This window comes from Rhodococcus sp. USK13 (assembly GCF_018343855.1).
GTDB lineage: Bacteria > Actinomycetota > Actinomycetes > Mycobacteriales > Mycobacteriaceae > Rhodococcus_F > Rhodococcus_F oxybenzonivorans.
On sequence record NZ_CP069242.1, the window covers coordinates 6,259,111 to 6,274,298 of the forward strand.

At 65.7% G+C, this 15,188-nt stretch carries 13 protein-coding genes and 1 pseudogene; 11 read left to right on the forward strand and 3 right to left on the reverse strand.

Annotation, left to right across the window (positions count from 1 at the left end):
- Positions 1-67 precede the first annotated feature (67 nt).
- Positions 68-790 carry a hypothetical protein gene (locus JQT59_RS31430; RefSeq protein ID WP_213573340.1) on the forward strand — a complete coding sequence of 241 codons (723 nt, stop codon included), beginning with the start codon at positions 68-70 and terminating at the stop codon, positions 788-790.
- On the forward strand, positions 787-1,230 hold the full coding sequence (locus tag JQT59_RS31435) for a cupin domain-containing protein (protein ID WP_213573341.1): 444 nt from the start codon (positions 787-789) through the stop codon (positions 1,228-1,230). The genes JQT59_RS31430 and JQT59_RS31435 overlap by 4 nt, the downstream gene beginning before the upstream one ends.
- On the opposite strand, the gene JQT59_RS31440 is transcribed toward JQT59_RS31435, so the two are convergent.
- Positions 1,227-2,081: an aldo/keto reductase gene (locus JQT59_RS31440; protein WP_213573342.1), complete on the reverse strand. Its 855-nt coding sequence runs from the start codon at positions 2,079-2,081 to the stop codon at positions 1,227-1,229. The genes JQT59_RS31435 and JQT59_RS31440 overlap by 4 nt on opposite strands.
- Before the next feature lie 138 nt (positions 2,082-2,219).
- On the opposite strand from JQT59_RS31440, the gene JQT59_RS31445 reads away from it, so the two are divergent.
- Both JQT59_RS31445 and JQT59_RS31450 read left to right on the forward strand, forming a co-directional pair.
- Entirely contained in the window at positions 2,220-2,813 is a 594-nt protein-coding gene (locus JQT59_RS31445; RefSeq protein ID WP_109327485.1) for a class I SAM-dependent methyltransferase, read from the forward strand.
- Between the two features lie 61 nt (positions 2,814-2,874).
- On the forward strand, positions 2,875-4,512 hold the full coding sequence (locus JQT59_RS31450; protein ID WP_213573343.1) for an ABC-F family ATP-binding cassette domain-containing protein: 1,638 nt from the start codon (positions 2,875-2,877) through the stop codon (positions 4,510-4,512).
- A 1-nt stretch (position 4,513) separates the two neighbouring features.
- Here JQT59_RS31450 and fdxA read toward each other — a convergent pair whose 3' ends face one another.
- Positions 4,514-4,840 (reverse strand): ferredoxin, encoded by a 327-nt coding sequence (fdxA, locus tag JQT59_RS31455; RefSeq protein ID WP_005244047.1) that lies wholly within the window; start codon positions 4,838-4,840, stop codon positions 4,514-4,516.
- A 146-nt stretch (positions 4,841-4,986) separates the two neighbouring features.
- Between fdxA and JQT59_RS31460 the strand changes: the two genes are divergently transcribed.
- The 5 genes from JQT59_RS31460 (at position 4,987) to JQT59_RS31480 (ending at position 8,656) form a co-directional block, all read left to right on the forward strand.
- The gene (locus JQT59_RS31460; protein WP_109327481.1) at positions 4,987-5,292 is read left to right on the forward strand and encodes a helix-turn-helix transcriptional regulator; all 306 of its coding nucleotides are present in this window, start codon (positions 4,987-4,989) and stop codon (positions 5,290-5,292) included.
- A 7-nt stretch (positions 5,293-5,299) separates the two neighbouring features.
- Entirely contained in the window at positions 5,300-5,839 is a 540-nt protein-coding gene (locus JQT59_RS31465) for a hypothetical protein (protein ID WP_213578259.1), read from the forward strand.
- Positions 5,840-5,871: 32 nt separating this feature from the next.
- Complete coding sequence (locus tag JQT59_RS31470) at positions 5,872-6,768, forward strand: ABC transporter ATP-binding protein (protein ID WP_213573344.1); 897 nt, start codon at positions 5,872-5,874, stop codon at positions 6,766-6,768.
- Positions 6,765-7,958 carry an ABC transporter permease gene (locus JQT59_RS31475; RefSeq protein WP_213573345.1) on the forward strand — a complete coding sequence of 398 codons (1,194 nt, stop codon included), beginning with the start codon at positions 6,765-6,767 and terminating at the stop codon, positions 7,956-7,958. The genes JQT59_RS31470 and JQT59_RS31475 overlap by 4 nt, the downstream gene beginning before the upstream one ends.
- Positions 7,959-8,023: 65 nt before the next feature.
- Positions 8,024-8,656, forward strand: a complete 633-nt coding sequence (locus JQT59_RS31480; protein ID WP_213573346.1) for a nucleotidyltransferase family protein — start codon at positions 8,024-8,026, stop codon at positions 8,654-8,656.
- A gap of 28 nt (positions 8,657-8,684) precedes the next feature.
- On the opposite strand, the gene JQT59_RS31485 is transcribed toward JQT59_RS31480, so the two are convergent.
- Positions 8,685-10,925, reverse strand: coding sequence for an NADP-dependent isocitrate dehydrogenase (locus tag JQT59_RS31485; protein ID WP_213573347.1), 2,241 nt, complete (start codon positions 10,923-10,925; stop codon positions 8,685-8,687).
- Positions 10,926-11,134: 209 nt separating this feature from the next.
- Here JQT59_RS31485 and JQT59_RS31490 point away from each other — a divergent pair, with 209 nt between their 5' ends.
- Positions 11,135-11,902 carry a hypothetical protein gene (locus JQT59_RS31490; RefSeq protein ID WP_213573348.1) on the forward strand — a complete coding sequence of 256 codons (768 nt, stop codon included), beginning with the start codon at positions 11,135-11,137 and terminating at the stop codon, positions 11,900-11,902.
- A gap of 134 nt (positions 11,903-12,036) precedes the next feature.
- A pseudogene (locus JQT59_RS31495) lies at positions 12,037-15,184 on the forward strand (multicopper oxidase family protein).
- Positions 15,185-15,188 lie beyond the last annotated feature (4 nt).

Genomic DNA, 15,188 nt, shown 5'->3' on the forward strand with positions numbered 1-15,188 from the left:
CACCCACCCTCGGGTACCCGACAGCGAAAGTATGATGAACGGACAGGGCACAGCCGAGGAGGCCGTGATGACGGACAGCCCACGATCGATCGCCCAACGCGACACGCCGCTTCCCGCCGGTCTGAACGAGGAGCGTTTCGCGGGGTACGGGGTGATGGGCCTGCCGTTCGCCAGCGGGCACTACCTCGCGTTCCGGCACTTCCCGGCGAGCTCGGTCGGGGAAGGGTACGACTCGGTGTGGCATCGCGACCCGGCCGGGAACTGGGTGATCTACAGCAGCGTCCCACCCAGCTCGAGTTGCGCGCGCTACTTCGGTTCGGAACTCGAAGACGCACGGGTGGAGGACATTTCAGTCCAGTGGACCGGTCCGCGCGCTTTCACCGTGGAGATTCGGCACAAGATCGTGTGGGAACTCGAACTCGGACGCTCGGTTGCCACCGCGGCGATGACCGGGATCGGCCGTCTCATGCCTGCGGCCTGGTGGCGGAGCGAGAAGGTGCTGTCCGCGATGTCGAAGGCGGCGGGACCAGTGCTGCGCGCCGGAAAGGTCGGCCTCACCGGGACGGTGTCGAACGGCCAATGGTTCCGCGCCAATCCACGGATGCTGTGGACCGTCGACGACAGCCGTGCCATGGTCGACGGCGTCGACATCGGGCCGCCTGGACCGCTCGATCATCAAGCGAGACTGGGAGACTTCTGGTTGCCACAGCGCGGCATGTTCGTGGTCGGCGAGTCGTTTTTCGAGCCGTATGATCCCGAGCGCCATCGGCAGAACACAATGGGTTCATGACAGATCTTCCGGACTGGGCGCGCGCGCTCGATCTCACTCCTCATCCGGAGGGTGGGTGGTATCGCGAGACGTGGCGCAGCGACATCACCGTCCCCGCCGAAAGTCTGCCCGCCGACTATCCGGGACCGCGGTCGGCAGGCACCGCGATCCTGTTCCTCCTGCTGCCTGGTCAGCAGTCGGCGTGGCACACGGTGCGCAGTGCCGAAATCTGGTTCTACCACCGGGGCAGCCCACTGCTCCTCGATCTGGGTGGTGACGGCGGCGAACCCGATGCCCCGGCAGCGCACATTCTCGGACCCGACGTCGCGGCGGGCCAGCAGCCACAGCTACTGGTCCCGCCCCGACACTGGCAGCGCGCCACTCCGGCGGGCGACGAACCGACTCTCGTCAGTTGCGTCGTCGCCCCGGGTTTCGACTTCGAGGATTTTCGGCTGGTCTAGCCGGCGAACGTGTCCGGGTCGCCGCCGAGACGGCCGTCCGGGCGGCTGAGAGAGCCGATGGTGTTGATCTCGTCGGGGGTCAATTCGAAGTCGAAAACGTCGATGTTGGCGGCGATGCGCTCGGGGGTCACCGACTTCGGGATCACCACGTTCCCGATCTGAATATGCCAGCGGAGAATCACCTGCGCTGTCGACTTACCGTGTGCCGCCGCGATGGTGGTGATCGACTCGTCCTCGAGGATGGTTCCCTGCCCGAGGGGGCTCCACGCTTCGGTCGCGATTCCCTTTCCGGTGTGGAAAGCCCGCAACTCGGCTTGGTTGAATCGAGGGTGAAGTTCCACCTGGTTGAGAACCGGCACCTCACCGGTTTCGGCGATCAGGCGCTCGAGGGTGGCCGGGGTGAAGTTGGAGACGCCGATCGAACGGGCGCGCCCTTCGGCCTTGATCTTCTGGAAAGCCTTGAAGGTCTCGACGTATCGATCGGCCGACGGCACCGGCCAGTGGATGAGGTAGAGGTCCACAAAGTCGAGGCCCAGCCGGCCCAGGCTCGCGTCGAAAGCGCGGAGCGTGGAGTCGTAGCCCTGATCGTCGTTCCACAGCTTGGTGGTCACGAACAGTTCGTCCCGAGCAATGCCCGAGTCGGCCAGCGCACGGCCCACCCCGGCCTCGTTCTCGTAGATGCGCGCCGTGTCGATGCTGCGGTATCCCGCCTTCAGCGCCTCGGTGACCGCGCCGTAGCTCTCGTCGTCGGGTACCTGCCAGACACCGAAGCCCAGCGCAGGAATGCTGTTCCCGTCGCTCAGCGTGACCGTAGGTACAGGTACAGGACTCTGTGCAGTGTTGAAACCCATAGGTGAATCCAACCGGACACCCGGCGAGGATGTTCCGCTGTCTCAGGATGTGGACGTTGCGTGTCGTCCGGTGGCGAGCGGGTAATCGGTCGCCAGTGGTGTGTTCAGGTGGGGACGCACCCATCGGAAGGGGCGAGCATGGGCCTCGGGTACGAACTGGCCTATCGGTTCAAGATCACACCCTGGGTAAAAGCGGGCCGAATCTTCGGCGATCAGATCGAAGGACTGCTCGACCCGTGCGACACCCCACCGGGCAAAGTCCTCGACGTCGGCTGCGGGACGGGCGACCATGCCATCGAAATGGCCAGGCGAGGCTGGGACGTGACCGGAATCGACACCGTCCAGCTGGCGCTGGACAAGGCACGCTCCAAAGCGCGAAAGGCGGGCGTCGACGCGCGGTTTCTCCGTGCGGACGCCACCGATCTCGAGCACACCGTCGGCCGCGGCTACCACCTTGTCCTCGACGTCGGGTGCTACCACGGCATGAGCGACGCCGACCGCATCGCGTACGCAGAAAACGTCACCACCGTCACCGAACCGGGAGCCACTCTCCTGATGTTCGCGTTCGGCCCGGGTCACCGGGGGCCCCTCCCCCGCGGAGCCTCCCGTTCCAACGTCGAGCGCACCTTCGAGGCGTGGAAGCTGACTTCCGACGTGGACGCCGACACCACGGGCATGCCCGGGCCGCTGAAGAAGGCCGACCCCCGCTGGTTCCGCCTCGTCAAGCGCTGACCCCTGTGCGCACTTGTCCACCGCCCGCGGTGCACAAGTGCGCACGGGGGATAATGCCCAGGTGACTGCAACACTGCGCATCAGCGGATTGTCGGCTTCGCGGGGTGAGCGGACACTGTTCTCCGGCCTCGACCTGACTGTCGCCCCCGGCGACGTCACCGGCTTGGTCGGCGCCAACGGCGCAGGCAAATCCACCCTCCTCACCGCTCTGGCCGGGGTCGGATCGGCCGACGTCGAGGGCAGCATCATCCTCAGCCCACCCGACGCCGCGGTCGGCTACCTCGCTCAGGAACCGGAGCGTGTGCCGGGTGAGACGGTTCTCGATTTCCTGGGACGGCGCACCGGTGTCACCGTGGCCGAGGACGCGATGAACGTCGCAGCCGAAACCCTGGGCGAGTCGGAGGAGGATCTCTACTCCCCCGCTCTCGAACGGTGGCTGGCGCTGGGCGGCGCCGATCTCGCCGAACGTGCCGAGAAGGTGGTCGCCGAGCTGGGGCTAGGGGTGCCGCTGACCGCCCCGATGACGGCCCTGTCGGGCGGGCAGGCCGCGCGGGCAGGGCTGGCGTCGCTGCTGCTGTCCCGCTACGACGTCCTTCTGCTGGACGAGCCGACCAACGACCTCGATCTTCTCGGGCTCGAACAGCTCGAGCGTTTCGTCGCGGACAGCAGGGCAGCGATGGTGGTGGTCAGCCACGATCGTGAGTTCCTTGCACGCACGGTGACCGGCATCGTCGAACTCGACCTGGTTCAGCAGCAGATCGCCGTGTACGACGGCGGCTACGAGTCGTATCTCGCGGAGCGCGAGATCGCCAGAAAGCATGCCCGCGAGGCCTACGAAGAGTACGCCGGCACCCGTTCGGAGCTGGAAGACCGCGCGCAGATGCAGCGCAATTGGATGGAGCACGGCGTCCGCAACGCGCGGCGGAAAGCGAAGGACAACGACAAGATCGGAAAGGGCCTGCGTACCGAGTCGACCGAGAAGCAGGCCGCGAAGGCCCGTCAGACCCAGCGCCGAATCGAGCGACTCGACGTGGTCGAGGAACCCCGCAAGGAGTGGGAACTGCGCATGGAGATCGCTGCTGCCCCGCGCAGCGGGTCCGTGGTCGCGACGGCGAACGGTGCAACGATCACCCAGGGCGTCGGCGACTTCGAATTCGGGCCCGTGACCACCCAGGTCGACTGGGGTGATCGCATCCTCATCACCGGCGCCAACGGTTCGGGCAAGACGACGCTGCTGAAGGTACTGCTGGGCAAGCTCGTTCCGGATGCGGGTAGCGCGTCGCTGGGCTCGGGTGTGGCGATCGGCGAGATCGACCAGGCGCGCGGCCTGTTCGAAGGCGCGGAGAAGGTGTCCGACGCCTTCGCCGCCCAGGTCCCGGACTGGGCGGACGCCGACGTGCGAACACTGCTCGCGAAATTCGGATTGAAGGGGCACCACGTATTGCGTTCCGCGTCGTCGCTGTCCCCCGGCGAGCGCACCCGGGCGGCGCTCGCGTTGTTGCAGGCCCGCGGAGTCAATCTTCTGGTGCTCGACGAGCCGACCAACCACCTCGACCTTCCGGCGATCGAGCAACTCGAGCAGGCGATGGAGAATTTCGACGGCACCCTGCTGCTCGTCACCCACGACCGTCGGATGCTGGAGACGACCCGCAGCACCCGCCGGTGGCGGATGGATGCGGGCCGGCTGTTCGAGGAGTAGGTCAGTCGCCTTCGGCCATGGGCGGCAGGGCCTTGACGAACGGCGGGTCGTAGTCGACCTTGCCCAGTTTTGCCGCACCTCCCGGCGACCCCAGGTCGTCGAAGAAGTCGGCGTTCGCCTTCGTGTATTCCACCCACTGATCGGGGACATCGTCCTCGTAGAAGATGGCTTCGACGGGGCACACGGGCTCACAGGCGCCGCAGTCGACGCATTCGTCGGGGTGGATGTAGAGCATCCGACCACCCTCGTAGATGCAGTCGACCGGGCACTCTTCGATGCATGCCTTGTCCAGAACGTCGACACAGGGCTCGGCGATGGTATACGTCACGTCAGTAATCCTGGCCTTTCCTGCCGTCCGGCGCGAATCGCCTCCACTCTGCCACTCAATTGCCCGTGGTCAACCGAAGTCGACTTCGGCGCGCGGATCGTTGCCCCCAATTGACAAATCGTTGGGTTTTCACAACACTTCTTTGTGTGAGTCCAGTTCGCCGGGGGGAGTCTCTTCCCATCTACAACCGCATCGGAGTTCTTCGCGCCGAGCGAGGGATGAGCCGGGCACAGCTGGCGGGCCTCATCGACGTCAATCCGCAAACCGTCGGCGCGCTGGAACGGGGCGACCACTACCCCAGCCTGGACCTCGCCTTCCGCATCGCGTGGGTGTTCGAGCTACCCGTGGAGGCGATCTTCTCCCGGACCGAATTCGGTCCGCTGTCCACCGAGTTGTACCGCAACACCCGTCCGGCGCGCGAAACAGGAAGCGAGAGGAGTTCCGATGCCTGACACGACTCTGCCTGACACGACTCTGCTGGAGCGGTACCAGGGTTTCCGCACCCGAAGGTTTTTGCAGAACGAAGCACGTTATCGGACGTGGCTGCCGGGGTGGCGGACACAGCGCCGCCGGCGGCTACTCGTCGTGCTCCTTGCGCTCACATTCGTGTTCATGGTCGCAGTGGGGATCGTGTGCCACTTCGACATGGTGGTGGGACCACTGCTGTGGCTTCCCGCCTGCCTCTTCTTCTTCCCACTGTGGACGACGTTGCAGATAGTCTCCGGACGGCAGGGTGACGCACCCCGTGATGCACTCGACGAGTGGGAGATCCAGCAGCGGAACAGCGCCCGGTCGATCGGACTCACGGTGACCCAGCTGCTGACGCTCGTTCCCGGGTTGTACCTGATCTTCGTCGGCGCGCAGGACGGCGATCACAGCAACGTGCCGTACGCCGCAGGTCTCCTCGTGGTCACCGCGCTGATGGTCGGCGGATGCACCCCGGCCATGATTCTGGGCTGGACACAACCCGATCCGGAACCGGAAGACCTGACGCCATGACAACTTCTCGCCCTCCGAAATGGGAAGGACCCATGTCTCACACCCTCACGATCGACGGCATCTCCAAACGGTACGGTGACGTCGTCGCACTCGACGACCTCTCGTTCGACGTGCGGCCCGGCGAGATCTTCGGATTCGTCGGCAGCAACGGCGCCGGAAAGACCACCACGATGCGTATCGCCCTCGGCGTTCTGTCCGCCGACTCGGGTGAGGTGCGGCTCGGGAACAAGCCCGTGGACCTCGAGGTGCGACGGACCATCGGCTACATGCCCGAGGAGCGCGGGCTGTACCCGAAGATGAAAGTGGGTGCGCAACTCGCGTATCTCGCGGAGCTGCACGGTCTCACGCGCGCGGCCGCCCGCGAGTCGGTAGGCCGGTGGACCGAACGCCTCGGCATCTCGGACCGCACCGGTGACACCGTGGATGCACTCTCGCTGGGTAATCAGCAACGAGTCCAGCTCGCGGCAGCGCTGGTCCACGATCCGGCGGTCCTGGTGCTCGACGAGCCGTTCTCCGGGCTAGATCCCGTCGCCGTGGACGTCATGAGCGAGGTGTTGCTGGAGAAATCGAGAACCGGTGTGCCGGTGATTTTTTCGAGCCATCAGCTCGAACTGGTGCAGCGCCTGTGCCACCGGGTGGGCATCATCGCGTCCGGGAAGATGCGTGCGGTCGGGACCGTCGAGGAGTTACGCGGCGCCGGCAACGTCCAACTCGACGTCCATGCACCGGAAGCTCCCGTCGGGTGGGCACACCACCTCGACGGCGTGACCACGATCAGCCACGTCGACGGCCGGACCCTGCTGTCGCTCGAACCACATGTGGACGATCAGCTGATACTGCACACTGCGTTGAAAACCGGCCCGGTGCACGAATTCTCGTTGCACCGGCCGTCCCTCACCGAAATGTTCCGAGAGGTCGTGACGGCATGAGCGCCCCACTGAGTCCTGTCCGTGCCATCGGCTTGGTAGCCCGCCGCGAGTTTCTGACACAGGTCGGCAAGAAGAGTTTCGTCATCAGCAACGTGATCATTCTCCTCGCGATCGTCGGCGGTATCGTCGCCTACTCGCTGTTTTCGGGCGGCGGCGACGACCGGGCGAAGATCGGCGTCGTCGGCGACCAGGCCCTCGCACCGGTGCTCGTCGCGACCGGGGACGCTGTGGGCACCCCCGTTGAGGTGTCGGCGATCGACAGCGAACAGGCCGGCCGCGAACGCGTCGAGAACGGTGATCTGGACGTGGTCCTCATCCCGGGCGCCGACGGCTCTGCCACTGCGGTCACCGAATCGGAGATCGGCTCCGGCCTACGTGCCGTGATCGACGGCGCCGTGATGCAACGAGCACAGGCCGAAGCACTGTCGGCGCAGGGTGTCGATCCCGCTCAACTGGCGGAGGAAGCCGGCAAGGCCGTGGTGACGGTCGACGCCCTGGACCCGCCCGACCCGGAGAAGGGTCAGCGGGTGGCATTGTCGGTTGCCGTGGTGGTGCTGCTCTACATGCAGATCATGATGTTCGGGATGTACGTCGCGATGGGCGTCGTCGAGGAGAAGTCGAGCCGCGTGGTGGAACTGCTGCTGTCGACCCTGCGGCCATTGCAGTTGTTGTGGGGCAAGGTCATCGGTATCGGCGCCGTCGGTCTGCTGCAACTGGCCGCGTACGGGGTGGCCGGCGTTGGCGCAGGCCTCGCCACCGGCACCCTCACCGTGACCGGTACCGCACTCGGGGTCCTGGTGGGCACACTCGGCTGGTTCGTCCTCGGTTTCGCGTTCTTCGCCGTGCTCTACGCCGCTGCAGGCTCCATGGTGTCCCGGCAGGAAGACGTCAACGCCACGGCGTCACCGCTGATGGTCTTGATCGTCATCATGTTCTTCAGCGCGTTCTCCTCGGTGAGCGACCCCGACGGCACAGTGAGCAACGTACTCAGCTGGATCCCGCCGTTCTCCGCGATCCTGATGCCGTTGCGGATCGCGGCCGGCGTGGCATCACCCACGCAGGTCGTGGCAACTGTGGCACTGATGCTCGCCGTGACTGCCGCGCTGAGTGTGCTGGCCGCCAAGATCTACCAGCGCTCGATCCTGCGTATCGGCAAGGTCGTGTCGTGGAAAGAGGCACTGGGACGCTAGTGTCGCGCATCTCCCGGGAACACCCGTCGCACGGTTGAGGTCCGGAGCGCCGGGTATCCAGGGTCATGACCACAGAACACCTGTCGCGCCATCGTGTGCCGTGGGCGAAGGAACACCCCACCGTTCGGAAGGTTGCGAACCGCGAAGTCCAGCTGATGCGAACGCTGGGGCGGGTGGTGTCCCTGCTCTCGGCCGCCGACGTGCCGTTCGCGGTGGGCGGGGACTGCGCGGTGTACGCCCGCGGCGGACCGCCGGCCGAGCACCCGGTGACCATCATCGCCTCGGACACCCACCTGGCCGGGGCAAGGGCTGCGCTGGCGACGGGCGGGATGCGGCCCCTCGTTTCCCCCCGGCTCGGGTCACGCCTGCTGGTCGACGGCGATCACCGGATCACCCTGCTGTATCCGTCCCGTACCACCGGGACCGGACACGGACTCCTCGAACGGGCCGAGACGATGCGAATCGCGCAGATCTGCGCACCGGTCCTCAGCGCAACAGATCTGATGATCGACAAACTTCGTCATCTCGATGCTCATCGGTGGAACTTCGTGCCGATGCTGCCGGTGGCCCGCGCACTACGCGAGCAGGTCGACTGGCCCACTGTCGCGGCGGTCACCGCTGACCTCCCCCGAGCCCGGGCATTCTTGGGGCTGCTCGACGACCTGGCGGTCACACCACCGGTGGCAGAGCGGACCTGAACCGAAAGTACCGCCCGGGCGTTCGGGCTCAGCGTTGGACGCCCGCCAGCGTGGTGTTCAGGGTCTTGCTCGGGCGCATCACGGCGACCGTCTTGTCGCTGTCCGGCTTGTAGTAGCCGCCGATGTCGACCGCTTCGCCCTGAACCTCGATGAGTTCCCGCACGATGGTGTCCTCGTTTTCGGCCAGCGCCTCGGCAAGCGGGGCGAAGTGCTGTGCCAGTTCCTCGTCCTCGGTCTGCGCGGCGAGTTCCTGCGCCCAATACATCGCGAGGTAGAACTGGCTGCCCCGGTTGTCGAGCTCGCCGGTCTTGCGCGACGGGCTCTTGTTCGTGTCCAGGAGCCGGCCGGTGGCTGCGTCGAGCGTCGTGGCCAGGATCTTGGCCCGATCGTTGCCGGTCTTGATCCCGAGGTCCTCCAGGCTGACGGCCAAGGCAAGAAACTCCCCGAGCGAATCCCAGCGCAGGTGGTTCTCCTCCACCAACTGCTTGACGTGCTTGGGCGCCGACCCGCCGGCGCCCGTCTCGTACAAGCCGCCGCCGGCCATCAGCGGCACGATCGACAGCATCTTGGCGCTCGTGCCGAGTTCCAGGATCGGGAAGAGGTCGGTGAGATAGTCGCGCAGGATGTTGCCGGTCGCGGCGATGGTGTCCATCCCGCGGATGAGCCGCTCCAGCGTGTACCGCATCGAGCGCACCTGCGACATGATCTGGATGTCGAGGCCCTCGGTGTCATGATCCTGCAGGTACAGCTCGACCTTCTTGATCAGCTCGTTCTCGTGCGGACGGTACGGGTCGAGCCAGAACAGGACCGGCATGCCGGAGTTGCGTGCCCGGGTGACCGCAAGCATGACCCAGTCGCGGATAGGCGCGTCCTTGACGGTGCACATGCGCCAGATGTCGCCCGCCTCGACGTGCTGGGTCAGCAGCACCTCACCGGTGTCGACATCGACGAAATTGGCGTCACCCTCCTCCGGAATCTCGAAAGTCTTGTCGTGCGAGCCGTACTCCTCGGCCTTCTGCGCCATGAGCCCGACGTTGGGGACGGTGCCCATCGTCGTCGGGTCGAACGCGCCGTTGGTCTTACAGAAGTTGATGATCTCCTGGTAGATGCGCGCGAACGTGGACTCCGGCATCACTGCCTTGACGTCCTTGGGCCGTCCGTCGGCGCCGTACATTTTGCCACCCGAGCGGATCATCGCGGGCATCGAGGCGTCCACGATCACGTCGCTCGGCGAATGGAAGTTCGAGATGCCGCGGGCGGAGTCGACCATGGCCAACTCGGGACGGTGCTCATGGCAATCGTGCAGATCCCGACTGATTTCCTCGCGCTGCGTGCTGGGCAGCTTCTCGATCTTGTCGTAGAGGTCGGCGAGGCCGTTGTTGACGTTGACGCCCAGTTCGTCGAACAGCTTCTGATGCTTGGCGAAGGCGTCCTTGTAGAACGTCTTCACCGCGTGACCGAAGACGATGGGGTGCGAGACCTTCATCATCGTCGCTTTGACGTGGAGGGAGAACATCACGCCGGTCTTGCGCGCATCCTCCATCTGCTCCTCGTAGAAATCGAGCAAGGCCTTCTTGCTCATGAACATGCTGTCGATGATGTCGCCCTCACCCAGTTCCACCCCGGGCTTGAGAACTATCGTCTCGCCGCCCTTGGTCACCAGCTCCATCTTGACCGTGCGCGGCCGGTCGAGCGTCATCGACTTCTCGCCGTGATAAAAGTCGCCGTGCCGCATGTGCGCGACGTGGCTCCGCGAGGCCATCGACCACTCACCCATGCTGTGCGGGTGCTTGCGGACGTACTCCTTCACCGCCTTGGGTGCGCGGCGATCGGAATTGCCTTCACGCAGGACCGGGTTGACCGCGCTGCCGAGGATCCTGCCGTAGCGCTGCCGGATCTCACGTTCCTCGTCGGTCTTCGGGGGGTCCGGGAAGTCCGGAATCTGGTAGCCCTTGCCCTGGAGCTCCTTGATGGCGGCCAGGAGCTGCGGCACAGACGCGCTGATGTTGGGCAGCTTGATGATGTTGGTCTCGGGCAGTTGTGTCAGACGACCCAGCTCGGCGAGGTTGTCCGGGACACGCTGCTCTTCGGTCAGACACTCGGGAAACTCGGCCAGGATGCGCGCCGGAACCGAGATGTCGCTGGACTCGACCTCGATGCCCGCGGCCTCGGCAAAGGTGCGCACGATCGGCAGGAAGGCGTAGGTCGCGAGCAACGGCGCCTCGTCGGTCAGCGTGTAGATGATGGTCGACTGTTTATCGGCGCTCATGCTTGTTCTCCCGCGTCAGTTCGGTCCGTTTTCGAAAGGTGCTCTCGGCATCGCGACGAAAACCAGGCTACGTGCGAGATCAATAGAACCATATTCGAGCGCCGGTACCCGGTACTCCGAACTCCGCTTCACTGCGGTTGGTTTCGTCCACCGCTCGACGCACGGGAAACAGACCTACGTCCGACGGCGTGCGCTCTACCCTGAACGTCGTGGCCGCTCTTCACGCGGAGTGGATCAGAATCTGGCGCAACCCCGCAGACACCCTTACGACCGTCGCGTTCAACGCCGTCCTGATGATCGGGGCCTGGTTCCTGCTGCCGCGGAACTGGTTGTTCGAGTGGACCGGGCCGTCGGGTTTCGCCTTGGCCTTGGCCGGCTGGATGTACGCCGATGTCACCGCGACCAACGTGCTGGCACCGGACCGGGAGAAAGTTCTCGCTTCGCTCGACGACCGCGCCGCGCTGCGCAGGATTCTCGGCGCCAAGGCGGTGGCGTTGTGGATGCTGATCGCGCCGCTCTGCGCGACCATCGCGATCGTTGTCGGTTTCGTGGAGCGGGACTGGATGTTCACTGCCGTGGTGATCGTCGCTGTGGCGTTGTGTCCGTTCGGTCCGCTGGCCGGGTCGAGTCTGGTGGGGGTGTTCTTCCCCTACCATCAGCGGTCCCTGCGGTGGCGGTGGGAGCAACGCGCCCGGTGGCGCACCGTCGTCGTCCGGTGGTTGATCCTACTGGTACTTCCCTACGGCGTGTTCCCGGCGTTGTCGGTGGCGGTTGCCGTCGCCCCAGTCGCGCTGTGGCGCTCAGTGCGACCCGCGGATGCGCCTACCCGGATCGACACCGCCGCTTTCGCGCTGTGCGTCGTCCTCGCCGTCGTCATCTCCGCGTTGATGTGGGTGGTGGCGCGCCGGATCGCAGTGTCGCGGATACAACGGCACGCTCCGCTGGCGGAGTACCTACGCGACTGCGACAGGGGCTGAGGCCCTGCCGTGGAAAGTGGCGCTGGGCCGCGAGTGGGTGAAGGCGCGAATCCCCTGATTGCGGCCGTGCGTGCCGTGTAGCGTTCGATATGTCGATCGGCGCTGCTCACGTGCGGCGTGGAACGGGGAACGTCATGGTCGTCCGTCGCAGAAGACCCGTCGTCCTGGTCGCTGTCACGATGGTCACGTCGCTCACGCTGATGTTCGCCGGCTGCGCATCCGAAACGACCACCGTGGGTGGTGGCAATTCCGGGCCGGACGGCACACCCGTCGCGTACCAGGAGCCGGTGAAGCTGACGAGCGACGGCGGGGTCCTCGAAGTGCGGCTCTCGGCCCGCCAGGGCACCGTCGACCTCGACACCGCCTGGGCGCCGGTATCGAATTTTCTGCTCTTCGGGTACGAGGTTCTCCGAGGCACGGCCTCCGACGGTTCGGCGGAGGCCGACGGCGTCTACCCGGCCCCGACACTGCGGGTCGATCCGGGTGAGCGCCTGATCATCCATTACGACAACGACCTGCAGAACCTGACGATCGAAGACTTCTACGATCCCGCCTTCACACCCGCAGGTGGGGACGTACCGATCTACCCGCCGCCTCTGACGTCGTCGCCGCTCAATCTCCACACCCACGGACTCCATGCCAGTCCGGACGGCAACGCCGACAACGTCCTACTCGACATCCCGGCGGGCAAAGGCAACGTCTACGACTACGCGGTGCCGAAGGACATGCCGAACGGCCTGTACTGGTATCACAGCCACCGCCACACGGTCACGGCGCAGCAGACATATCTCGGGCTCGCGGGACTCCTCGAAATCGGGCGTCCCGACGGCAACCTGCCGCTGGTGACCGAGAACGACATCCCGATCCGGGACATGGCGTTGCAGTACAACTTCGTGTTCGACCGCAAGGGCGGCGGGCATCAGCTGAACGACCCGAACTGGCCGCAGTATGTGAGCACGCTGACGCCTCCCGAAGGCGACCAGCTTGCCGACGGCACCTACTCGCCGACCCTGGCCCCGGTGAACTTCTCTGAGACGTCGGAGGGCGCCCAGTACTTCACGAACTGGTACGCCGGACCGCTGTCGCCCGCCAACCACCGGGGACAGAACCAGTTCGTTCCCGGCAACCTGCAGAGTTTCAGCAGCGACGAGACAAACATCCCCGCGGATCCGTCCCTGCCGGACAATCAGCGCGATGTGCAGTACACGGTGAACGGCCAGTTCCAGCCGGAACTGAAGCTGAAACCGGGACAGACCGAAATTTGGGTGCTCGCGAACATCAGCGACTTCGCCTACATGCCGCTGCGCCTCACCGAGACGGCCACCGGCAATCACCCGAAATTTGCGGTAGTCGGCCAGGACGGTAAATCCCTTCCCTCGAGTCGAGAGGCCCGTCGGCGGTGACGGGACCCGGCTCGTCATCCCGCCGGCGTCGCGGTACGCGATTGCCGTGACGATGCCGCAGACCGGCGACCTGGTGCTGGACATGCCGCCCTTGGAGAACGCACAGCCGGTCAGCAATCCCGGTGTGCTGTACACGAACGACGGCACCGAGAACCCGCCCGCCGTTCTGGGCACCGTCACCGTCGATCCGTCGGTCATCAGCTACGCCGACGGGTTCTTCACCTTTCCCACGCAGAAGCTCATCCAGGCCACCCCGGACGACGGCCAGGGACGGACCACACCGTTCGAACCCGGGCAGAAACTCGACGCCTACACGTCTTTCGTCGACACGTCGGCGATGACGCCCGACGTGAAACGCACCCTCACCGTCTCGGGCGGTTTCGGCAACGAGAAAGCCAGCAACAGCGACCCCAAGGCATTCACCTACGAGTTCGACGACAACACCTTCCCCAACATTCCCTTGATTCAGCCGCGGCTGAACTCCGTCGAGGAGTGGCTGATCACCAATCTCAACAACGACGAACACCCGATGCACATCCACGTCAACGACTTTCAGGTCACCGAGATCGTGGACCCGGTCGCCGGAACGAGGACAGGGGTGCAGATGTGGGGTGAGGACAACGTCAACGTGCCGGCCCCGGTGACCGACGCGAACGAGAATCCGCTCGTACCGGCCTCGGTGACGCTGCGCACGAAGTTCACCGAGTACATCGGCACCTTCGTCATCCACTGCCATCGCCTCAACCACGAGGACAACGGACTGATGGCCACCGTCAACGTGATCCCCGAGGTGTCGACGTACGCGGTCGCGGTACCCGGATCACCGGGCAGGGCGGCGTCCGTGCAGGTCTACGACGGCAACGGTGACAGGCTCGTCTCGACCGCCACGCCCTTTCCCTCGTTCGAGGGAACGCCGACCGTCGCCATAGCCGACGTCGACGGCGACATGGTGCTCGACCTCGTGGCCGGCACGGGTGCGGGGGTGGCACCCGAGGTGGTGGCTTACGACGGAGCAGACGGGTTCCTCTCAGAGCTCACCCGTTTCGCGCCCTTCGATTCGGAATTCCGCGGTGGTGTCACCGTCGCAGGCGCGGACATCGACGGCAACGCCCTGGCCGACAACATCATCGTCGGCTCCGGTCCCGGAATCGAGTCGGAGGTAAAGATTTTCGGCCTTCCCGGCGAGAAGGGCACGGCCCCCGGGTTGTTCGGGCGCTTCACGCCGTACCCAGGATCGACATCGGGTGTCACAGTTGCCACCGGCATGGTCGACGCCGTCTCGGGCCGCGACAGCATCGTCACCGCGCCCGGTCCGGGTGAAGCACCCCGCGTCAAGGCATTTCGCTACGACCTGTACACCCCGACCGGCGCGGCCGAGGCGAACGGATCGGCGGACGAGCATGCCGGCCACGCTGCCGGACCTGTGACCACCTCGGACTTCCTGGCCTTCGACGAGGGCTATACCGGTGGCGTCTCCCTGTCGACCGGGTGGGTTGCGGGCGCCGAGGGCGGCGCGCAGAGCATCGTCACCGGCATGCTCGGCGGCGACGGCACGGTTCGCGTCTGGTCGAGCGGTTCACGACTCGACGGCGAACCGGCGATGTATCTCGAAAGCCCCGACCATCATTCGGGGCCCGTCACCTTCACGCAGATCGCCGATTTCGTGCCGTTCCCGGGCAGCGGCGTGCAGGTGGCCACCACGAGCACCACCACGGGCGCAGATCTCCTCGTCAGTGGTGCCGGACCGGGCGGCGCCGAGGTCCGCAAGTTCGGGCTCGGCAGGACCGACCCGCAGGCCGGCACCCTGGCGCCGTCCCCACTGGGCGCTCTGCCTCCCCTACCCGCCCCGAGCGGACCGGTGCCGCTCGGTGGGCGGTAGATCG